The organism is Streptomyces sp. NPDC052682 (assembly GCF_040678435.1).
GTDB lineage: Bacteria > Actinomycetota > Actinomycetes > Streptomycetales > Streptomycetaceae > Streptomyces.
In genome coordinates this window covers 76,594-95,915 of record NZ_JBFATS010000020.1, presented here as the reverse complement: position 1 = coordinate 95,915, position 19,322 = coordinate 76,594, and the positions used below count along the sequence as shown (strand labels likewise).

Annotated in this window: 19 protein-coding genes; 8 read left to right on the top strand and 11 right to left on the bottom strand. The window is 74.7% G+C overall.

Annotated elements, in window-relative coordinates; translation table 11 throughout:
- The first annotated feature begins 889 nt into the window (after positions 1–889).
- A complete protein-coding gene (locus AB0K80_RS28080) occupies positions 890–2,182 on the top strand; it encodes a GNAT family N-acetyltransferase (protein ID WP_365674340.1) in 1,293 nt (430 codons plus the stop codon).
- A 237-nt stretch (positions 2,183–2,419) separates the two neighbouring features.
- Here the strand turns inward: AB0K80_RS28080 and AB0K80_RS28075 are convergent, their stop codons facing one another.
- The gene (locus AB0K80_RS28075; protein WP_365674337.1) at positions 2,420–3,610 is read right to left on the bottom strand and encodes a PLP-dependent transferase; all 1,191 of its coding nucleotides are present in this window, start codon (positions 3,608–3,610) and stop codon (positions 2,420–2,422) included.
- A gap of 61 nt (positions 3,611–3,671) precedes the next feature.
- Here AB0K80_RS28075 and AB0K80_RS28070 point away from each other — a divergent pair, with 61 nt between their 5' ends.
- Both AB0K80_RS28070 and AB0K80_RS28065 read left to right on the top strand, forming a co-directional pair.
- Positions 3,672–4,178 carry an Lrp/AsnC family transcriptional regulator gene (locus AB0K80_RS28070; protein ID WP_365674335.1) on the top strand — a complete coding sequence of 169 codons (507 nt, stop codon included), beginning with the start codon at positions 3,672–3,674 and terminating at the stop codon, positions 4,176–4,178.
- Between the two features lie 62 nt (positions 4,179–4,240).
- Positions 4,241–5,932, top strand: coding sequence for a DUF885 domain-containing protein (locus tag AB0K80_RS28065; protein WP_365674333.1), 1,692 nt, complete (start codon positions 4,241–4,243; stop codon positions 5,930–5,932).
- A 6-nt stretch (positions 5,933–5,938) separates the two neighbouring features.
- On the opposite strand, the gene AB0K80_RS28060 is transcribed toward AB0K80_RS28065, so the two are convergent.
- The 3 genes from AB0K80_RS28060 to AB0K80_RS28050 all read right to left on the bottom strand — a co-directional run bounded on the left by AB0K80_RS28060 (position 5,939) and on the right by AB0K80_RS28050 (position 7,942).
- Positions 5,939–6,784, bottom strand: a complete 846-nt coding sequence (locus AB0K80_RS28060; RefSeq protein ID WP_365674331.1) for an SDR family oxidoreductase — start codon at positions 6,782–6,784, stop codon at positions 5,939–5,941.
- Positions 6,785–6,871: 87 nt separating this feature from the next.
- Positions 6,872–7,378, bottom strand: coding sequence for an immunity 21 family protein (locus tag AB0K80_RS28055; protein WP_365674329.1), 507 nt, complete (start codon positions 7,376–7,378; stop codon positions 6,872–6,874).
- A gap of 45 nt (positions 7,379–7,423) precedes the next feature.
- On the bottom strand, positions 7,424–7,942 hold the full coding sequence (locus AB0K80_RS28050; RefSeq protein ID WP_365674327.1) for a rhodanese-like domain-containing protein: 519 nt from the start codon (positions 7,940–7,942) through the stop codon (positions 7,424–7,426).
- Between the two features lie 94 nt (positions 7,943–8,036).
- Between AB0K80_RS28050 and AB0K80_RS28045 the strand changes: the two genes are divergently transcribed.
- Positions 8,037–8,483, top strand: a complete 447-nt coding sequence (locus tag AB0K80_RS28045) for an Lrp/AsnC family transcriptional regulator (RefSeq protein WP_365674325.1) — start codon at positions 8,037–8,039, stop codon at positions 8,481–8,483.
- A gap of 18 nt (positions 8,484–8,501) precedes the next feature.
- Here the strand turns inward: AB0K80_RS28045 and AB0K80_RS28040 are convergent, their stop codons facing one another.
- From AB0K80_RS28040 to AB0K80_RS28030, 3 genes are all read right to left on the bottom strand, one after another.
- Positions 8,502–11,486 carry an SMC family ATPase gene (locus AB0K80_RS28040; protein ID WP_365674323.1) on the bottom strand — a complete coding sequence of 995 codons (2,985 nt, stop codon included), beginning with the start codon at positions 11,484–11,486 and terminating at the stop codon, positions 8,502–8,504.
- Positions 11,487–11,535: 49 nt separating this feature from the next.
- The gene (locus AB0K80_RS28035; protein WP_365674321.1) at positions 11,536–12,705 is read right to left on the bottom strand and encodes an exonuclease SbcCD subunit D; all 1,170 of its coding nucleotides are present in this window, start codon (positions 12,703–12,705) and stop codon (positions 11,536–11,538) included.
- 117 nt (positions 12,706–12,822) lie between these two features.
- Positions 12,823–13,449, bottom strand: coding sequence for a YigZ family protein (locus tag AB0K80_RS28030; protein WP_365674320.1), 627 nt, complete (start codon positions 13,447–13,449; stop codon positions 12,823–12,825).
- A gap of 172 nt (positions 13,450–13,621) precedes the next feature.
- Between AB0K80_RS28030 and AB0K80_RS28025 the strand changes: the two genes are divergently transcribed.
- Complete coding sequence (locus AB0K80_RS28025; RefSeq protein WP_365674318.1) at positions 13,622–13,924, top strand: hypothetical protein; 303 nt, start codon at positions 13,622–13,624, stop codon at positions 13,922–13,924.
- A gap of 52 nt (positions 13,925–13,976) precedes the next feature.
- On the opposite strand, the gene AB0K80_RS28020 is transcribed toward AB0K80_RS28025, so the two are convergent.
- Complete coding sequence (locus tag AB0K80_RS28020) at positions 13,977–14,519, bottom strand: histidine phosphatase family protein (protein WP_365674316.1); 543 nt, start codon at positions 14,517–14,519, stop codon at positions 13,977–13,979.
- Positions 14,516–15,271, bottom strand: a complete 756-nt coding sequence (locus tag AB0K80_RS28015; RefSeq protein WP_365674313.1) for a hypothetical protein — start codon at positions 15,269–15,271, stop codon at positions 14,516–14,518. The genes AB0K80_RS28020 and AB0K80_RS28015 overlap by 4 nt, the downstream gene beginning before the upstream one ends.
- A gap of 153 nt (positions 15,272–15,424) precedes the next feature.
- Here AB0K80_RS28015 and AB0K80_RS28010 point away from each other — a divergent pair, with 153 nt between their 5' ends.
- Positions 15,425–15,832: a CoA-binding protein gene (locus AB0K80_RS28010; protein WP_365674311.1), complete on the top strand. Its 408-nt coding sequence runs from the start codon at positions 15,425–15,427 to the stop codon at positions 15,830–15,832.
- A 90-nt stretch (positions 15,833–15,922) separates the two neighbouring features.
- Positions 15,923–17,128, top strand: a complete 1,206-nt coding sequence (locus AB0K80_RS28005; RefSeq protein WP_365674309.1) for a 4-hydroxybenzoate 3-monooxygenase — start codon at positions 15,923–15,925, stop codon at positions 17,126–17,128.
- A gap of 22 nt (positions 17,129–17,150) precedes the next feature.
- On the opposite strand, the gene AB0K80_RS28000 is transcribed toward AB0K80_RS28005, so the two are convergent.
- Positions 17,151–17,510 carry a metalloregulator ArsR/SmtB family transcription factor gene (locus AB0K80_RS28000; RefSeq protein WP_365674308.1) on the bottom strand — a complete coding sequence of 120 codons (360 nt, stop codon included), beginning with the start codon at positions 17,508–17,510 and terminating at the stop codon, positions 17,151–17,153.
- Between the two features lie 62 nt (positions 17,511–17,572).
- Between AB0K80_RS28000 and AB0K80_RS27995 the strand changes: the two genes are divergently transcribed.
- Entirely contained in the window at positions 17,573–18,742 is a 1,170-nt protein-coding gene (locus AB0K80_RS27995; RefSeq protein WP_365674306.1) for a cation diffusion facilitator family transporter, read from the top strand.
- Position 18,743: 1 nt separating this feature from the next.
- Here AB0K80_RS27995 and AB0K80_RS27990 read toward each other — a convergent pair whose 3' ends face one another.
- Positions 18,744–19,301, bottom strand: a complete 558-nt coding sequence (locus AB0K80_RS27990) for a YbaK/EbsC family protein (RefSeq protein WP_365674304.1) — start codon at positions 19,299–19,301, stop codon at positions 18,744–18,746.
- Positions 19,302–19,322 lie beyond the last annotated feature (21 nt).

Here is a 19,322-nt window from a genome sequence, read left to right as displayed (position 1 = left end):
GCCCGGACGGGGGACTGGTCGCCTCCCGGGAGGGAGGCCTGCGGGTGGGGCAGAGGCCAGGGGGACCGTGACGCTGGAAGAGGTCGTGCCGGCGGCCCGCCGCGTGGAGACGGTGGCTCGGCGTACATGCCCTGGTCCCACCGTCCGGCGGGGCACGGCACCTGCCATCTCCCGTGGGCAAGGAGAAAACCGGCAAGCGCTGCCTGCTTCCGTGTTCCCCCGGCACGGGGATGGGCAGCCCGCCGGTTCGCACTCTCAGTGACCCACAGGTCCAACCTCAGCGACAAGACTCCGTCAACGCGCATCACCCGAACGGAGTAACTCACCCCTGCGAGAAAGAGATGTGCGTCCTGTTCCATTGAATGAACCCGCTCCCCGTTCCGTCGTGCGCGAGGCCAAATTCCAGATCTTTGCGATGAGTTACCGCAATCAGAGTCGGCACGGTTCCGGAAGAGACGGACACCACCTGTGACAGGGGGCGCGAACAGTGCGCTGCGCCGTTCGTGTGAGTGAGTCAGGAGTCCCTTGCGACTGTTGCAACGGCAATGGATTACTGGAAACGGATCTAACCGGTGGGCGGCCCATTCTCGCCGGGGGATGCGGCAGTCGGATCACCTACGGCTTCCCCGGGAGGAGCTCGGTGACCACCGGCATACCGCGATGGGCACTCCTGGAGAGAAATTAGATCCCCCTCAGCCGGTGCCGTTCGCGGCACCGGCTGAAGTGGTTCACATCACGCTTCGTGTGCGGAGACTCGCCGCGGCCGGCTCGTCCCGGGCTGGTGACGCAGGCACGACGGCTGCGCTACCCGCCGGCGCAAGAAGTCGGCTTTACCCATGAGTCACAATGCGTTCGTGATCACGCAACACCGTTCCTTCACAGTGGCTGCATGAGTCGAGACATGTCTGATGTGACGCGTACGGACCACGGCTGCCTCCCGCCCGCCTGGCAGCGGATCACCACGGCGTTCCGCGCCTGGCGGGAACGGCGCCACGAGAACGCACCGCCGAGGCTCGATACCGGTGCCCGGCCGCTGTCCGCCGAGCAGCAGGCCGGGCCGTCCGCCGCGGTGACCTCCGGCCAGACCGTGCTGTGGCGGATGCGGACGACGGTGAAGGACGAGCCGGGTTCGCTGGCGGCGCTGTGCACGGCCCTGGCCGCGCACCGGGTCGACATCCTGAGCCTGCAGACGCACCCGCTGGCCGTGGGCACCGTGGACGAGTTCCTGCTCCGTGCCCCTGACGCGCTGACCGCCGCCGAGATCACCGGTGCCGTGTCGCGGGCCGGCGGCGCGGACACCTGGATCGAGCGGGCCGACGCCCACGACCTGGTCGACGCGCCCACCCGGGTCCTGGGCCTGGCCGCCCGCACGGCCCTGGACGCGGCGGAACTCCCGCTGGCGCTGCGGCAGTTGCTGGGCCGCTGCACGATCCGGTCGCAGCCCGCCGCATCCCTGCGCGGGGAGCGGGCGTCCGGGCGCGGGCCCGTGGAGGGTGCCCTGGAGGACACCGTGATGCGGCTGCGCGCCCCGGAAGGGGGAGTGATCACGGTGGAGCGGCCGTATCTGCCGTTCACCCCGACGGAGTTCGCCCGGGCCCGGGCCCTGGTGGAACTGGACGCCCGGCTCGGCCCGCGTCTCCCGCGCGGCCGGGACGTGCTGACGCTGCCCGAGGGCAGTGACATCACCGTGCGCCGGGCGGACACCCGCGATCTCCAGGCCGCGCGGGCGATGCACGAGCGGTGCTCGGAGCGCACCCTGAAGTCGCGGTACCACGGGCCGGTGCGGGACGCCGACCGCTACCTGAACCACCTGCTCAGCCCCCGCTACGGCCGTACGCTGGCGGCGCAGACCGCCTCGGGCCGCGTCGTCGCCCTCGGCCATCTGCTGTGGGACGGCGACGAGACCGAGGTCGCGCTGCTCGTCGAGGACGCCTGGCAGCGGCGCGGCATCGGCGGCGAACTGCTCGGCAGGCTGGTGGCGATGGCCCGGGAGGCCGGCTGCGCGAGCGTGTACGCCGTGACGCAGGCGTCCAACACCGGCATGGTCGCCGCGATGCGCGGCCTCGGACTCCCGCTCGACTACCAGGTCGAGGAGGGCACCCTGGTGATCACGGCCCGTCTGGAGCCGGCCCCGGTCACGGCGGGCCCGCCGTACGACGCCGAGCGGCTGGCCCGCGACTAGGTCTGTCGTTTGGATCGGTCCGGCCCGGCCTGCGGCGCCTTCGGACTGACCCGAGCGGGGTCTGGTGCGTGCAACTGCCAGGCGGAGGAGGGCGGCGACGCGAAGCGTCCGCAACCGACGACAACGCCGCAGATGTGCGCGCCAGACCCCCGCGACGCCGGAATGATCCAAACGACGGCCCCGAGGGCCGCGACGGGTGGGCGGCCCGGCGGCGCTCGCCGGGCCGCCCACCGCTCGTCACACTTCCGGCGCCGCGACGGCCGCGGCCCGCTCCCCCAGGGCCCCGTCCAGGTCGGCCCACAGGTCGTCGACGTCCTCCAGGCCCACCGAGAGCCGCAGCAGCCGGTCGCTCACCCCGGCCGCTTGCCGGTCGCCGGCGTCGACGATGCGGTGGCTGATCGACGCGGGGTGCTGGATGAGCGTGTCGACGCTGCCGAGGCTGACCGCGGGGGTGATCAGGCGGACCCCGGCGATGACCCGGTGGGGATCGCCGTGCACCTCGAAGGAGACCATCGCACCGCCGATGCGCGGGTAGTGGACGCGGGCCACCCGCGGGTCGGCCGCCAGACGGCGGGCCAGTTCGGCGGCGTTCGCGGCGGCGGCGCGCACCCGGACCGGGAGGGTCGCCAGGCCCCGCAGGAGGAGGTAGCCGGCCAGCGGGTGCAGGACGCCGCCCGTGGCGAAACGCACCTGGCGCAGCCGTCCCGCGAACTCCTCGTCACAGGCCACCACGCCCGCCAGCACGTCCCCGTGCCCGCCCAGGTACTTGGTGGCGCTGTGCAGCACCAGCCGCGCGCCCTGCTCGGCGGGCCGCTGGAGGACCGGCGTGGCGAAGGTGTTGTCCACCAGCAGCGGCACGGACCCGCAGGCGTGGGCGACGGCCCGCAGATCGACCTCGGCCAGGGTCGGATTCGCCGGGGACTCCACCAGCACCAATCCGGTGTCCGGCCGCAGCGCGTCGGTGATGCCGGCCGGGTCGGTCCAGGTGACCTCCGAGCCGAGCAGCCCGGCGGTCAGCAGATGGTCGCTGCACCCGTACAGGGGGCGTACCGCCACGACGTGCCGCAGCCCCGTCGCGCCCCGGGCCAGCAGCACCGCGCTGAGCGCGGCCATGCCGCTGGCGAAGGCGACCGCGGCCTCGGTGCCCTCCAGCCGGGCCAGCGCGGTCTCGAAGCGGGCGACGGTCGGATTGCCCAGCCGCCCGTAGACGGGTGAGCCGTCCGGGAGCGTTCCGGTGGCGGCGAAGGCGTCGATGCGGGCCGCCTCGCCGCGGCTGTCGGAGCTGGGGTAGGTGGTGGACAGGTCGATCGGCGGGGCGTGCAGTCCCTGCCGGGCGAGGTCGTCCCGGCCGGCGTGCACGGCCTCGGTGGCGAGTGCTCTCGCTGTGGTGCGTACGTCGTCGTAGGCGCCCATGCTCGCTGTCTCCATGGACGGGAAGGGTGAACACCGAGCGGGGTCCAGCGGAGACATCCCGTGTTACGTTCGGCCGGTGACCGACTCTGTCGTACTGGATCCGGTGGATCTCCACCTGCTGCGGCTGCTGCAGAACGACGCCCGGACGACCTACCGGGATCTGGCCGCGCGGGTCGGCGTGGCGCCGTCGACATGCCTGGACCGGGTGGCCCGGCTGCGCCGCTCGGGGGTGATCCTGGGGCACCGGCTGGAGCTGGACCCGGCCAAGCTGGGGCGTGGCCTCCAGGCGCTGCTGTCGGTGCAGGTCAGGCCGCACCGGCGGGAGCTGGTGGGGCCGTTCGTGGAGCGGATCCGGGCGCTGCCGGAGTCGCGGACCGTCTTCCATCTGACCGGGCCGGACGACTACCTGGTGCATGTCGCCGTCGCGGACATGGCGGATCTGCAGCGGCTGGTCCTCGACGAGTTCACGGCCCGGCGCGAAGTGGCCCGGGTCGAGACCCGGTTGATCTTCCAGCAGTGGGAGTGCGGCCCCCTGCTGCCGCCGGGCGCCCAGACGGCCACGCCCTTGGCGAAATCGGGGTGATCGCGGGCCGGGGCACGGCGATGAGGCTGACGGGGGCCCCGGCGCCGTACGAGGATGTCGGCATGTCACAGACCAACAGCCAGCTGCCCCGTGAGGTCGCCGACGCCTATGTCGACGATCTCGTCGTCCTCGATCCGATCACCGGTACGTTCCTCGGCGTGAAGGAGAGCGCCGGCCGCCTGCCCGACACCTCACCGGCGGGCCAGGAGGCCCTCGCGGAGCTCCAGCGCAGCACCCTGGCCCGGCTCGACGCCGCCGAGCGGCACCCCGGCGCGGACAGTGACATCGAGCGCCGGTGCGCGCGCCTGCTGCGTGAGCGGCTCACCGCCGAACTCGCCGTGCACGAGGCCGAGGAGGGCCTGCGCGCCGTCAGCAACCTGTCCTCCGTCGCCCACGCGGTGCGCCAGGTGTTCACGGTGACGCCCACGCAGAGCGAGGACGACTGGGCGGCGGTCGCCGAGCGGCTGCGCGCGGTGCCCGCCGCGCTGGAGGGTTACCGGGAGTCCCTGGCGCTCGGCCTGGAGCGGAAGCTGTACGGCGGTCCGCGTGCCACCGCCACGTTCGTCACGCAGCTCGGCGAGTGGGCGGACACCGACGGCAAGGGACTGGGCTGGTTCGAGGTCTTCGCCGCGGCGGGCCCCGAGGCGCTGCGCGCCGAGCTGGACACGGCGGCCCGGTCGGCCACCGAGGCCGTGGTGCGGCTGCGCGACTGGATGCGGGACGTGTACGCACCGGCCATCGAGGGCGCCCCCGACGTGGTGGGCCGGGAGCGGTACGCCCGCTGGGTCCGGTACTTCAACGGCACCGACCTCGACCTGGACGAGGCGTACGCGTACGGCTGGTCCGAGTACCACCGGCTGCTCGGCGAGATGAAGCGGGAGGCCGGGAAGATCCTGCCGGGCGCGGCCACGCCGTGGGTGGCGCTGGCGCACCTGGACGAGCACGGCACGCACATCGAGGGTGTCGACGAGGTGCGTGCGTGGCTGCAGTCCCTGATGGACGAGGCGATCGACGCGCTCGACGGGACCCACTTCGAACTGGCCGAGCGGGTGCGGCGGGTGGAGTCCCGCATCGCCCCTCCGGGCAGCGCGGCGGCGCCGTACTACACGCCTCCGTCGGACGACTTCGCCCGTCCCGGCATCACCTGGCTGCCGACGATGGGCCAGACCCGCTTCCCGGTCTACGACCTGGTGTCGACCTGGTACCACGAGGGCGTGCCCGGCCACCACCTGCAGCTGGCCCAGTGGAAGCACATCGCCGGGAACCTCTCCCGCTACCAGGCCGGCGTCGGCATGGTGAGCGCCAACGTCGAGGGCTGGGCGCTGTACGCGGAGCGGCTGATGGACGAGCTGGGCTTCCTGACGGACCCGGAGCGGCGGCTCGGCTACCTGGACGCGCAGATGATGCGGGCGGTGCGGGTGATCATCGACATCGGCATGCATCTGGAGCTGGCCGTTCCGGACGACTCCCCCTTCCACCCCGGGGAGCGCTGGACGCCCGCGCTGGCGCAGGAGTTCTTCCGCGCGCACAGCAGCCGGCCCGCGGACTTCGTGGAGAGCGAGCTGACCCGCTACCTGTCCATGCCGGGCCAGGCCATCGGCTACAAGCTGGGCGAGCGGGCCTGGCTGCTGGGCCGGGAGAACGCCCGTCGGCGGCACGGGGACGCCTTCGACGCGAAGGCGTGGCACATGGCGGCCCTGTCGCAGGGCTCCCTCGGGCTGGACGACCTGGTGGACGAGCTGTCCCGGCTGTAGCGGCGGTCAGCGCCGGAACCCGCCCTCGGAGTTGACGACCTGCCCGGTGACCCACTCGGCCTCGTCCGTGGCGAGCCACGCGATGAGGCGGGCGGGGTCGTCGGGCATGCCCCACCGGCCGGCGGGGAAGAGCGCGGCGATGGCCTCGTAGTCCTCGCCGGTCATGTAGTCCGTGTCCACGGGGCCGGGGTTGACCGTGTTCACGGTGACGGCGTGTTCGGCCAGAGCGGTCGCCAGGGAGCGGGTGATGGAGGCGAGGGCGCCCTTCTGGAGGGCGTAGGCGATCTCGCCCGGCATACCGCCTCCCAGGTCCTGGCCGGAGGTCATCATCACCACGCGCCCGCCGGGGGTGCGGGGCGGCAGCGCGGCCCTCAGCCGGGCGTACGCCTGGACGAGCAGGATCACCGAGCGGGTGTCGACCGCCCAGTGCCTGTCGAGCAGGCCGGCGTCGATCTCGTCGAGGGTCCCGTCCTGGCCGCTCTGCGCGTGGTTGGCGACGAGGATGTCGAGCCGCCCGCCGAGCGCTTCGGCGGCCCGGGCGACGAGTTCGGCGGGCGCGTCCGGGCCGGACAGGTCGCCGGGCCCGGCGACGACGCGGGCCCCGGGGTCGCCGAGGGCCTCGCGCACCGAGGCGGTGACGTCCTCGACGCGGTCGGCGCCCCAGGGCTGGGCGGCGTCGTGCGGCACGTGGTGGTGCAGGTACACGCTCGCGCCGTACGCGGCGAGCCGCCGGGCCACGGCGTGCCCGATGCCGCCGCGCCGGCTGGCTCCGGTGACGAGGGCGGTCCTGCCGCGCAGCGGAAGGGGGTCGCGGCGGAGCTCTTCGGGGGTGGGAGGCGGCAGCAGAGGCATGATCCACCATCCTGGCCACCCGACGGGCTCGGCGCATCCGGGTTTTCCGGACCCTGCGTCCGCGTTCCGCGGGCCCGCGGACGCCGGCTAGCGCCGGAGGTGGACCAGCCCCAGCCAGGTCTCCGGCCCGGGGCGCACGTGGGCCGCACGGACGGTGTAGGTGCCGGGCTCCAGGACGACCCGCACATGGCCGGCGCGCGCGGACTCGGTGCCGGGCCAGGCCGCGTCGAACAGCAGCACCGCGCCGGGTACGTGCCAGCGCACCTCCGGCTCCCACTCGGCGGCCTCCAGCGCGGCCGGTACGCAGGCCAGCAGGTCGTCCTCGGAGTCGGCCGCGCACCACCGTACGAAGGTGCCGTGGCCGGGCAGGAAGGCGGTGGAGGCGGGTTCGCCGCCCAGTACCAGGGCGGTGGAGTCGCCCACCGGGAGGAGCCCGACGTGGCCGTCCACCTCGCAGGCCCGGTCGTAGTCCGAGGCCGTCTCCTCGCCGTCGGCGCCGGTCCAGAACGGCAGAACCGCCTCCGGCACCGCGACGAGCGGCCCGCCGCCCGACTCGACCCACTCCACCGCACCCGTCCCGGCGTATCGCACCATGCGGCAGAACCTACCGGGCCGGGGTCCGTGGCCGCCGCCGGGGGTTCAGCATCCGCAGTCGCCCTCGGCCGCGGGAGCCGTCAGCGGGTCGGCCGGGCGGCGCTCGCTGCCCTGCCAGGTCTCGTAGGCGAAGCCCTCGCGCACCCAGTACTCGAACCCGCCGAGCATCTCCTTGACGCGGTAGCCGAGTTCGGCGAGGGCCAGGGCGGCCCGGGCGGCGCCGTCGCAGCCGGGGCCCCAGCAGTACGTCACCACCGGTACGGACGGGTCGAGGAGCTGCCCGGCCTGCTCGGGGACGAGTGCGGTCGGCAGGTGGAGGGCGCCGGGGATGTGCCCCTGGTTCCAGGCCTCGGTGGAACGGGAGTCGACCAGGACGAAGCCCGGGTCGCCGTCGGCGGCGAGGGCGGCGGCCACGTCGGAGACGTCGGTGTGGAAGGCGAGGCTCGCACGGAAGTGGGCGGCGGCCTCGGCCGGGGCGGCGGGGGCGGTCCGCAGGACGGGGTTCGCGGTGGTGGCCGTGGCTGGAGTCATGGGTGAGGTCGTGGCCGTGGTGGTCGTCGTCATGGCCAGAAACCTACGGGCGTCGATGCGCTCTCTGAAGCGATGATCCCCGGCGTCGGCCTTGATCCGCCGGTGATTCTCCTGCTATTCCTCGACAGTGACCGCGTATTCCCCGGACGCCACCGACTGGCGCATCCTCGACGTCCTCCAGCGGGAGGGCCGGGCCAGTTTCGCCGAGCTGGCCCGGGCCGTGTCCATGTCCGCGAGCGCGGTCACCGAGCGGGTGCGCCGCATGGAGGAGGCCGGGATCATCCAGGGCTACGCGGCGGTGGTCGACCCCGAACGCCTCGGCCTGCCGATCCTGGCCTTCGTGCGGCTGCGCTACCCGCACGGCAACTACAAGCCGTTCCACGACCTCGTGGCCGCGACGCCCGAGATCCTGGAGGCACACCACGTCACGGGCGACGACTGTTTCGTCATCAAGGTCGCCGCTCGCTCCATGCGGCACCTGGAGCAGGTGTCCGGGAAGATCGGGGCCCTGGGGTCGGTCACGACCAGCGTCGTCTACTCCTCGCCCCTCCCCCGGCGCCCCCTCGGCCGCTGACCCGCTGCTCGCTCTGCCCTACCCGGCCCCGCGCTGCCGCAGCACCGACCCCGACCGCCCCTTGACGACCTCGAGCTGGGCATGGATCCGCCGGCGCAGGTCGGCGACGTGGCTGACGATGCCGACGCTGCGGTCGCGTTCGCGCAGGGAGTCGAGCACGTCGAGAACCTCGTCGAGGGTCTGGTCGTCGAGACTGCCGAAACCCTCGTCGATGAAGAGGGTGTCCAGCCGGACCCCGCCCGCCTCGTCGGTGACGACGTCCGCGAGGCCGAGGGCCAGGGCGAGCGAGGCGAAGAACGTCTCGCCGCCCGACAGGGTCGCCGTGTCGCGCTCCCGGCCGGTCCAGGCGTCCACGACGTGCAGGCCGAGGCCGCTGCGGCCGCGCCCGCTGCGGTCGTCGGAGTGGACGAGGGTGTAGCGGCCGGACGACATGCGCTGCAACCGTACGGTGGCCGCGGCGGCCACCTGCTCCAGCCGGGCCGCGAGGACGTACGCCTCCAGGCGCATCCGGCGTTCGTTGTCCGCGGAGGTGCCCGCGGTCAGGCCGGCCATGCGGGCCACCCGGTCGTACTCCTCGCGCAGCGGGCCGAGGCGGCGCACCGCGGCGGCGGCACGCGCGGAGAGCCGGTCGAGTTCGGCGCAGCGCCGCTCGGCGGCGTCGCGGGCCGAGACCGCGTCCCGTACCCGCTGCTCCGCCGCCGCGGCGGCCTGTTCGGCGGCCGTGAGGTCGGCGGGCGGCCGCTGGGCGGCGGCCGCCGTGTCGGCCTCGGTGAGGACGGCCCGGACGGCGGCCTCCTCGTGCTCCCAGGCGTCCAGCCGCCGTTGCAGCTCGCGGTGGGCGGCGTCGTCGAGGAGGGCGGCGGCCGCGGTCTGCGGGGTGTCGAAGCCGGCGCGGAAGGCGGCGTCCGCGAGCCGGGCGTCGGCCTCCTTCAGCCGCTGAGCGGTGTCCTCGGCGAGGCGGACGGCGTCGGCGGCCTCGGTGAACAGCGCCGCCCGCCGCTCCAGTTGGGCGGAGCGGGCGGCGACACTGGCCGCGTCGCCCCGGGCCCGCGCCAGCGTCTCCTCCAGGACGGTCCGCTCGTCGTCGAGGGCCTCGCGCCGGGAGGTGCGGGCCGCCGTCCGTACCGCGGCCTGCTGCCGGGCGGCGGTGCGCCGTTCGTGCTCCTGCTCGGCCTGCCGGAGGTCCTCGCTCGCGGCGTGCAGGTCGGAGGCGGTGCGGCGGGCCTGGGTGTGCTCGCGTTCCAGTTCCTCCAGGTCGGACGCCAGCCGGGAGGCCGGTGCCTCGCCCGCCTCGGCCTCGGCGGCGGCCAGGGACCGCTGCACGGCACCGAGGTGACGCTCGGCCCCGGTGTGCCGCTCCTCGGCCTCCTGGTAGGCGGCTAGCGCCCGCTCCTCCGCCGCGCGGTCGACGTGTCCGGCGTCCTTCCGGGCGGGGGCGGGGTGTTCGGTGGCGCCGCACACCGCGCACGGCTCACCGTCCCGCAGGCGGGCGGCCAGTTCGGCGGCGATGCCGTTCAGCCGCCGTTCCCTCACGTCGAGCCAGTGCGCCTTGGCTTGCAGAACCCGCTCGTGCGCGTGCCGGGCCTGCTCCTCGGCCTGCTCGGTCTCCCGGGCCAGCCGGTCCCGGGTCCGGGCGGCCTCCAGCCGCTGCCGCGCCGGCTCCAGCCGCAGGGCGAGCTGTTCGGCCCGGGAGGCGGCCTGGTGCGCCGCCTCGACACGGCTGTGCAGCCGGGCCCGGGTCTCCTCCCACCCGGCGAGCCAGGCCTCCGCCTCCTGGAGCAGGTCCTCGTCGGCGCGTTCCTGGCGGTCCAGGCCGTCGCGCTCGGCGACGATTTCCGCCAGCCGCCGCTCGGCGCGGCGGGCCGAGTCGAGTCCGCCGAGTTCCTCGGCGGCCCGGCGTGCGGCGGAGGCGAGCCCGGCCGCGCCCGCGTCGGCGAAGGTCTCCGGCAGGCGGGCACGCGCGCGTGCCTCGGCGTCGGCGGCCCGGCGGTGCTCGGCCTCGGCGGCCTCGCGCAGCTCCAGAGCGGGCGCCACGGCCTCGGCCTTGCGGGCCCGCTCCATGCGCGTGCGCGCCTCCTGGTAGGCCTCGGCACGGGCCTGGAGCAGCCTGGCCCGCTCCTGCGCCTCCGCGAACCTGCGCTGCAACCGGTGCAGTTCGCGTACGTCGTCCAGGGCGCGGTCGGCGGCGGCCCGCGCGGACTCGGCTGCCGCGAGGCGGCAGTGGGCGACGGTGAGCTGTTCCCGGGCGGTGCTGCGGGCGATCGCGGCGGCGCCGAGCACGGTCTCGGCCAGGCCCGGCTCGCCGGGCGTGAGCTCCGGCAGGTCCATGGCGCCGCCCGCGGCCTGCTGCATGCGGTGGGCGTCGGCGAGCAGCGCGGCGTCGCCGTCGCGCACCTGGGCCTCGGTGCTGCGCCGTCGCTCGGCGAGGCGCTTTTCGACCTCGGCGAAGCGGCGGGTGTCGAACAGCCGGCCCAGCAGCTTGCCGCGTGCCTCGGCGTCGGCGCGCAGGAACCGCGCGAAGTCGCCCTGGGGCAGCAGCACCACCTGGCAGAACTGCTCCCGGCTCATACCGAGCAGCTGGGTGATCTCCTCGCCGACCTCCTGGTGGGAGCGGCTGAGGTCCTTCCAGGTGCCGGCGGTGGCGTCGTACTCGCGCAGCCAGGTCTGGGCCTTGTCGACCGTCATGCCTTTGCCGCGCAGCTTCGGGCGTTCCCAGGGCGGCTGCCGGGTGATCTCCAGGCGGCGTCCGGCCAGCGTGAGGTCGAGGGTCACCTGCGTGCGCGTGCCGGATGCCGCGTGGTCGCTGCGCAGGGTCGCGCCCTGCCGGGCGCCGGGCACCGAGCCGTACAGCGCGTAGCACACCGCGTCCAGGACGGAGGTCTTGCCGGCGCCGGTGGGGCCGTGCAGCAGGAACAGCCCGGCCGCCGACAGGGCGTCGAAGTCGACGGACTGGGAGCCGCCGAAGGGCCCGAAGGCGGTGATGTCCAGCCGGTGCAGCCTCACCGGGTCTCCCCCCTGTCACGACGGCCCGGCCTGTCCTGGGCGTACGGCGTCACCGCGCCACCTCCCGCTCCCGCAGGCCCTCGTCCGCGCGGACGGCGTCGAACGCGTCGCGCAGCACGGCCTGTTCGTGCGCGTCCGGGCCGGTGCCGCGGACGTGGGCGACGAAGTCCTCGGCGATCTGCTGGTCGCTGCGGCCCGCCAGGCGCCGGGCGTAGGACACCTCGGCGTCCTCGGGAGCCCGCTCGGGTTCGAAGACGAGGCTGAGGGTGTGCGGGAAGCGCTCGGTGAGCCGGGCCATGGGGTCGGCGGGGCGCACCGCGTCGGTGAGGGTCGCCTCGACCCACGCCTCCTCGTGCCGCGCGAGCTCCGGGTCGGCGAGCAGGTCCTCCAGGGTGCCCCGGAGGCGGGCCAGGGCGCGCGGCACGGGGCAGTCGACGCGTTCGGCGTGCACGGCTCCGTCCGCGTCGAGGTCGACCAGCCACATGCTCTTGCGGTGCGCGGCCTCCGAGAAGGAGTACGGCAGCGGGGAGCCGGAGTAGCGGACGCGGTCGGTGATGGTCTGGCAGCCGTGCAGATGCCCGAGCGCCACGTAGTCGACGCCGTCGAACACCCCGGCGGGCACGGCGGCGACGCCGCCGACGGTGATGTCGCGTTCGCTGTCGCTGGGTTCGCCCCCGGTGACGAAGGCGTGCGCGAGGACGACGGAGCGCGTGCCGCGCGCACGTGCGGCGAGGTCGGCACGGACCCGGTCCATGGCGGCGCAGAGCACGGCCTCGTGCCCCGCCTTCTCGACGCCGAACGCGTCCTTGACGAGGGCGGGTTCCAGGTAGGGCAGCCCGTAGAAGGCCACGTCGCCGAAGGCGTCCCGCAGGATCACCGGCGTGCCGCACGCCGACGGCTCGGTCCGCAGATGGATGCCGGCGCGCCCGATGAGCCCGGCGCCGACGCCGAGGCGGCGGGCCGAGTCGTGGTTCCCGGAGATCATGACCGTCGGCACGCCGAGACCGGCGAGGCGGTGCAGGGCGTCGTCGAACAGCTCGACCGCGGCGAGCGGCGGCACCGCCCGGTCGTACACGTCGCCGGACACGACCACCGCGTCCACGGCACGCTCGCGCACGGTGGCGACGAGGTGCTCGATGAACGCGGCCTGGGCGTCGAGCATGCCGACCCGGTGGAACGGCCGGCCCAGATGCCAGTCGGACGTGTGCAGCAGTCTCATGATCCCCGAGACTAACGGCAGGGTCTGACACCCCGGGCGGTTACTCCCGTATCGCCCCGTCATGACCGGCCGACACATGCCCGTTATCCGGTGATTCACCACCGTGCTCCCGAAAGGTCAAGCGTCCCCGTACGCCTCGCCACCCAGCTCGAACCCCGCCGTCCCCGCGGTGGCGTCCGCCAGCCAGGCCCGGAAGGCGTCCACGTCGGCGTCGGGCAGCCCGATCTCGATCGTGACGGCCTCGCCGTAACGCACGTCGCGGACCTCCCGGCCGGTGGTGCGCAGATCGTTCTCCAGCTTCCCGGCGCGCTGGTGGTCGACGGTGACCGTGGCCAGCCGGAAGCGCCGCCGGGTGCGGGTGCCGAGCGCGTCCAGGGCCGCGCCGACCGCTCCGCCGTACGCCCGGATGAGGCCGCCCGCGCCGAGCTTGACCCCGCCGTAGTAGCGGGTGACGACGGCGACGACGTACCGCATGTCGCGGCGCAGCAGCATCTGGAGCATGGGGACGCCGGCGGTGCCGCCGGGCTCGCCGTCGTCACTGGCCTTCTGTACGGAGGCGTCGGCGCCGATGACGTAGGCCCAGCAGTTGTGGGTGGCGTCCGCGTGCTCCCCGCGCACGCGCGCGATGAAGTCCTGGGCCTCCTGCTCCGTGGCGGCCGGGGCGAGCGCGCACAGGAACCGGGAGCGGTTGACCTCGGTCTCGTGCACGCCCGCGCGGGCGACCGTGCGGTACTCGTCCTGCATCCGGCCAGCCTAATCCGCAGTTGGGAGCGTTCCGCAGGAGCGGTGGCTTCGCCGACGGACGCGGCCTGAAGGCCTACGCCGGCTCCTCGCCCGTCACCCGCGCCTCCGGCGCGAAGTCCGCAGCAGCCAGGAAGCCTTGTCCGCAGGAACGAAGGCAGCCGATCATTCGGCCATGAGACCCGAAGTGCAGGCATTCGTCACTGACGGCCCGCTTCCCGGCTGGGACGCGAGCGAAGAAGAGATCGCCAGGCGCGTCGCGCAACTCGAAGCGATCCCGAAGCCGGTCACGGGAGAGGAGGCCCGAGCACTCGTCTCCTGCTTCGGCCCGGACGACTGCTACGGCGTCGCCTGGACCCTGCTGCACCTCATCGAGACGGGCCCCGACCCCGTCCTGACGGCTGCCCCTGGGCCCGACGCCAACGAGTGGCACCAGCGCCTCTACGACCGCGCCGTGAACGGAGGACTCATCCCCTGAACTCGACGGCACAGCAACGTGAGGTGTCTCTGCGCGGCCCCGGCCGGCCCGGCTACCGCCTCGTGCCGCGGGCCACGGTGACCGACGTCAGCAGCGCCGTGCCCGGGGCGAGGCCGGGCCAGCCGGGGCCGCGCCAGGACAGCACGGCGATCGCCGAGGTCGGGAACTTGGTGCGGACCTGCTCGAGCGTGTCGTCGAGGCCGTCGGCCGCCAGGTCCAGCACCAGGTCCTCCAGGCCCGGGTTGTGGCCGACCAGCAGGAGGGTGTCGACCTCGGCGGGCACCTCGTGCACGACGGCCAGCAGCTCCTGCGCGCCGGCGGCGTACAGCCTCGGGTCCAGGCGGACCGGCGGCGGGGTACCCCACTGGGCGGCGACCAGCTCCCAGGTCCGGCGGGCCCGTACGGCGGTGGAGCACAGGGCGAGGTCCGGCAGCAGGTCGGCCTCGGCCAGGGCGCGTCCGGCCGCCGGGGCGTCCCGCAGCCCGCGCGGGGCGAGCGGACGCGCGTGGTCGGCGACGCCCTCGGGCCAGGCGGACTTGGCGTGCCGCAGCACCACCAGGCGGCGCAGCGGGCCCCCGCCCGCCCGCTCGATCACGCCCCGCCGCCCAGGTCACGGGTGAGTTCGACACCGAGCAGCCGGTCCGCGTAGGCGTACGTCTCGAAGCGGGCACCGTCCGGCATGTCCGGGTCGCTCTCCACCCGGCGCAGGACCTCGAGCAAGCCGGGGACGTCCAGGTCGTCCTCCCAGGCGGCCCTCAGCCGCTCGCGTACGGCGTCGGGGACCGGCCGGGACGGCCGCTGCGCCCAGGCGGCGACCGCGCGGCGCCAGCGGGCGAGCGTGGCGCCGGCGTCGTCGAGGGCGGCCGCGTCCAGCCGCACCGGTGTCCCGCGGGGGCGGGCGAGCAGGGCCAGCCGCAGGGCGGTGGGATCGCCGCCGCCCGCGGCGTGGCCGGCGGCGTCCGGTGTGCCCGGTGTGCCCGGGGCCGCGGCCTCGACGGGTGCCACCTCGATCCGTACCCCGTCGGGTGCGGCACCGCCTTGTGCCACGACGTGGAGGTTCTGGGCCCGCCCCGGGCCGATGGCCAGGTCCCGGCCGTCCTCGAAGGGCCGGATGCCCAGCCCGGCGGCGCTCGCCCGCACTTCCGCCTCCTGCCGGTCGGCGGTCAGCAGGGCCCACACGGGCGTGCCGCCGAGTTCCAGGGCGCGCACGAGCAGGTCGGCGACGAGCAGCACGCGCACGTGCGTGGGGTCGAGGCGCGGCACGTGCGCCTCGACACGGGTCAGGCCCCGGCGGGCCGGGGCGGCGTCGACGAGCTCGCCGGTTCGGGCGTCGGTGATGCGCAGCACGAGGCGAGCGTAGGCCGGTGGGCGGGCCCGCGCAGGTACGCGGGGCGGTTTCCGGCGGCTGTGGCGCCGCTCGGCCGGCGTCCCCGGGAATCACCGCGCGCACCCGGACGTTGTCCACAACGACAGCACGTCCCCGCTCCGAGGAGGCCGCCGGTGTACGGCGACGAGGCAACGGTCCGCAGGATTCTCACCGAGCTCGGCGACACCTGGGCCGTCGTGGGCCTGTCGTCGAACCGGCGGCGCGCGGCGTACGGCGTCGCGGAGGTGCTCCAGCGCTACGGCAAGCGTGTCGTACCGGTGCACCCCAAGGCCGAGACGGTGCACCGGGAGCAGGGGTACGCGAGCCTCGCCGACATCCCCTTCGCCGTGGACGTCGTCGACGTGTTCGTGAACAGCGACCTGGCCGGGGCGGTCGCCGACGAGGCGGTCGCGAAGGGCGCCAAGGCGGTGTGGTTCCAGCTCGGTGTCGTCGACGAGGCCGCGTACGACAGGACGCGGGCCGCGGGCCTGGAGATGGTCATGGACCGCTGCCCGGCGATCGAGATACCGCGTCTGGGCTGACGGCCGCACAGCTCGGCGGAGGGCACTCCCCGTCGCCCGCGAACGGTGCCCGGCCGCCGCAACACGGCGGCGCCCCGGCATACTTGGACGGTGACCGACACCAACGCCGCGCCCACCGCACACGTTCCGGTCGTCATCGTCGGAGCGGGGCCCGCCGGACTCACCGTCGGCAACATCCTGCGGGCCGCCGGCGTCGACTGCGTGGTCCTGGAGACCGAGACCCGGGAGTTCATCGAACAGCGCCCCCGGGCCGGGGTCATCGAGGAGTGGTGCGTCCGGGGACTGGAGCGGCGTGGGCTGGCGGACACCCTCCTGGAGCGGGCGCAGCGGCACACCGAGTGCGAGTTCCGCTTCGGCGGCCGGCGCCACCGGCTGCGCTACGTGGACCTGACGGGCCGGCACCACTACGTGTATCCGCAGCCGTGGCTGGTGACGGACCTGGTGCGGGAGTACGCGGACGTCCGGGGCGGCGACGTCCGCTTCTCGGTGCGGGACGTGCGCCTGCACGGCCTGGACACGGACCGGCCGTCGGTGTCGTACCTGTGCCCGGACACCGGCGAACGGCGGACGATCCGCTGTGACTTCGTGGCGGGCTGCGACGGGGCGCGCGGCGTCACCCGGGCCGCGCTGCCGCCGGAGCGCCTCCGCGTCGCGCGGCACGACTACGGCGTCGGCTGGCTGGCGCTGCTCGCCGAGGCGCCGGCGTCCTCGGACTGCGTGGTGTTCGGCATCCATCCGCGCGGGTTCGCCGGGCACATGGCCCGCAGTTCCGAGGTGACCCGCTACTACCTGGAGGTCCCGCGCGGTGACGACCCGGACACCTGGTCGCACGACCGTGTCTGGGCCGAGTTGCAGGAGCGCCTGGCGTCGGACGCCCCGCCGCTGACGGAGGGGCGGCTGATCGAGAAGCGTGTCCTGGACATGCACAACTACGTCGTCGAACCCATGGTGTTCGGCCGTCTCTTCCTCGCCGGCGACGCGGCCCACCTGACCGCGCCCATCGCCGCCAAGGGCATGAACCTCGCCCTGCACGACGCGTTCCACCTGGGCGACGGGCTCGTGGCCCACCTGACGCGGGGCGATGACAGCGGCCTGCGCACCTACTCGGAGGCCTGCCTGGCCCGGGTGTGGGACTGCCAGGAGTTCTCGCTGTGGCTCTCCGAGATCTACCACGGCACGTCGTCCGGCGATCCCTACCGCGCGGCCACCACGCTGGCCCGGCTGCGCCGCGTCTTCACCTCCCCCGCCGCCGCCACCGCGTTCGCGGAACAGTTCCTGGGCCCGCGCCCCGACTGACGCACCCCGCCGGGAGGCCGCCTCACGGGTGTACGGGCCGGTCGGACAGCCGGTGGTCCGCCACGTTCAGCGCCTCATCCACCAGGCGGCGCAGATGGCCGTCGCGCAGGGCGTAGATCACCCGGCGGCCCTCCTTGCGGGTGCTCACCAGGCCCGCCAGACGCAGCCGCGCCAGGTGCTGGCTGACGGCGGGCCGGGCCGCACCGCACACCTCCGTCAGCGTGCTGACGTCGGCCTCCTCCCGGGCCAGGGCGTGCAGCAGGGTCAGCCGGGTGCGGTCGCCGAGCAGGGCGAGGAGTTCGGCGGCGAGGGCGAACTGCTCCTCGCCGGGGCTGCGCGGGTGCGCATCGTGCGCAGGTGACAGGTGCATGCGTGCGCTCATACGCACATAATGGCCCCGTGGGCGGCAGGACGTCCACCACCGCGCACCGGAAGGGGACTCACGTGAGCGACCGGCACCCTCACGAGCACGGACACGGGCACGGACACGGACACGGACACGGACACGACCGCGGACACGAACACGGGCACGGGCACGGGCACGGGCACGGGCATGCCCACCGACACGGGCACGCCCACGCCGGCACGTCGCTCCCACCGCGCCGGCCCGCCCGCCGCCTCGCCCACCGCCTCCGCCACCACCTCACGCACCTCCTCACTCCCCACTCCCACGACACCGCCGACAAGCTCGACTCCGCCCTGGAGTCCTCCGCCCGCGGGATCCGGGCGCTGTGGGTCTCGCTGGCGGTGCTCGGCGTGACCGCGCTGGCGCAGGCGGCCGTGGTGGTGGCGTCCGGCTCGGTGGCGCTGCTCGGCGACACGGTGCACAACGCCGCCGACGCGCTGACGGCCGTACCGCTGGGAATCGCCTTCGTCCTGGGGCGCCGCGCGGCGACCCGCCGCTTCACCTACGGCTACGGACGGGCCGAGGACCTGGCGGGCATCGTGATCGTGCTGACGATCGCCGCCTCCGCGGCCTTCGCCGGGTGGGCGGCGATCGACCGGCTGCTCGATCCGCGCCCGGTCGCGCACCTGCCCGCGGTCGCCGTCGCGGCGCTCGTCGGGTGCGCGGGCAACGAGTGGGTGGCCCGGTACCGGATCCGGGTGGGCCGGGCGATCGGCTCGGCGGCGCTGGTCGCCGACGGGCTGCACGCGCGTACGGACGGCTTCACCTCGCTGGCGGTGCTGCTGGGTGCCGGTGGCGCGGCGCTCGGCTGGCAAGTGGCCGACCCCGTCGTGGGGTTGGCGATCACGGCCGCGATCGTGCTGGTGCTGCGGGACGCGGCACGGGAGGTCTTCCGGCGGGTGATGGACGCCGTGGACCCGGCCCTGGTGGACCGGGCCGAGCGGGCGGTCGGGGACGTGCCGGGGGTGCGCGCGGTGGGCGAGCTGCGGCTGCGCTGGATCGGGCACCGGCTGCGCGCGGAGGTGGCGGTCGTGGTGGACGGCGGGGCGACGCTACGTGAGGCCCACCGCATCGCCGTCGCCGCCGAGCACGCCCTGCTGCACGCCGTACCGCGCCTGACGGCGGCCCTGGTGCACGCCGACCCGGAACCGGCCCCGGGCGAGGCGGACCCGCACCTGCTCCTGGCGCACCACGCGGCGACGGCGTAGGTCAGGCGACCCCGAGCCCCTCCAGGACGACCGCGCCCGGCAGCTCCGCGAACGCCTTGCCGGGCACCAGCAGCTTGCCGCGCCGCCGCCCGCTGCCGACCAGGACGTAGGGCAGGTCGACCACGGCCGCGTCCACCAGGACCGGCCAGCCCTCGGGCAGGCCGACCGGGGTGATGCCGCCGTACTCCATGCCGGTCTCGCCCGTGGCCGTATCCATCGGGGCGAACGAGACCTTGCGGGCGCCGAGCCGGCGCCGCACCACGCCGTTGACGTCGACCCGGGTGGTGGACAGCACGACGCATGCCGCGAGGGTGCTCTCGCCGCCGCGCCGGCCGGCGACGACGACGCAGTTGGCGGACTGCTCGAGCAGCTCCTGTCCATAGTGCTGCACGAAGACGGCGGTGTCGGCCCACTGCGGGTCGGTGTCGACGTAGAGGATCTGCTCGGCGGGCACGCTGCCGCGCCAGTGGCGTACGGCGTCGGCGACCGGGCGGACGAGCTCGTCGAGGCAGTCGGGGGCGGGGGTGGCGTGGTCGAAGGTCCCGATGGGTGCGCGCATACCGGCACGCTAGCAACGCCG

Coding starts and splice junctions, on each gene's coding strand:
- AB0K80_RS28030 (WP_365674320.1), bottom strand. CDS start 13,449: ATGCAGGACGAGTACCGCACGGTCGCCCGCGCGGGCGTGCACGAGACC.
- AB0K80_RS28025 (WP_365674318.1), top strand. CDS start 13,622: ATGAGACCCGAAGTGCAGGCATTCGTCACTGACGGCCCGCTTCCCGGC.
- AB0K80_RS28080 (WP_365674340.1), top strand. CDS start 890: ATGAGTCGAGACATGTCTGATGTGACGCGTACGGACCACGGCTGCCTC.
- AB0K80_RS28060 (WP_365674331.1), bottom strand. CDS start 6,784: ATGCCTCTGCTGCCGCCTCCCACCCCCGAAGAGCTCCGCCGCGACCCC.
- AB0K80_RS28075 (WP_365674337.1), bottom strand. CDS start 3,610: ATGGAGACAGCGAGCATGGGCGCCTACGACGACGTACGCACCACAGCG.
- AB0K80_RS28050 (WP_365674327.1), bottom strand. CDS start 7,942: ATGACGACGACCACCACGGCCACGACCTCACCCATGACTCCAGCCACG.
- AB0K80_RS28035 (WP_365674321.1), bottom strand. CDS start 12,705: ATGAGACTGCTGCACACGTCCGACTGGCATCTGGGCCGGCCGTTCCAC.
- AB0K80_RS28065 (WP_365674333.1), top strand. CDS start 4,241: ATGTCACAGACCAACAGCCAGCTGCCCCGTGAGGTCGCCGACGCCTAT.
- AB0K80_RS28055 (WP_365674329.1), bottom strand. CDS start 7,378: ATGGTGCGATACGCCGGGACGGGTGCGGTGGAGTGGGTCGAGTCGGGC.
- AB0K80_RS27990 (WP_365674304.1), bottom strand. CDS start 19,301: ATGCGCGCACCCATCGGGACCTTCGACCACGCCACCCCCGCCCCCGAC.
- AB0K80_RS28000 (WP_365674308.1), bottom strand. CDS start 17,510: ATGAGCGCACGCATGCACCTGTCACCTGCGCACGATGCGCACCCGCGC.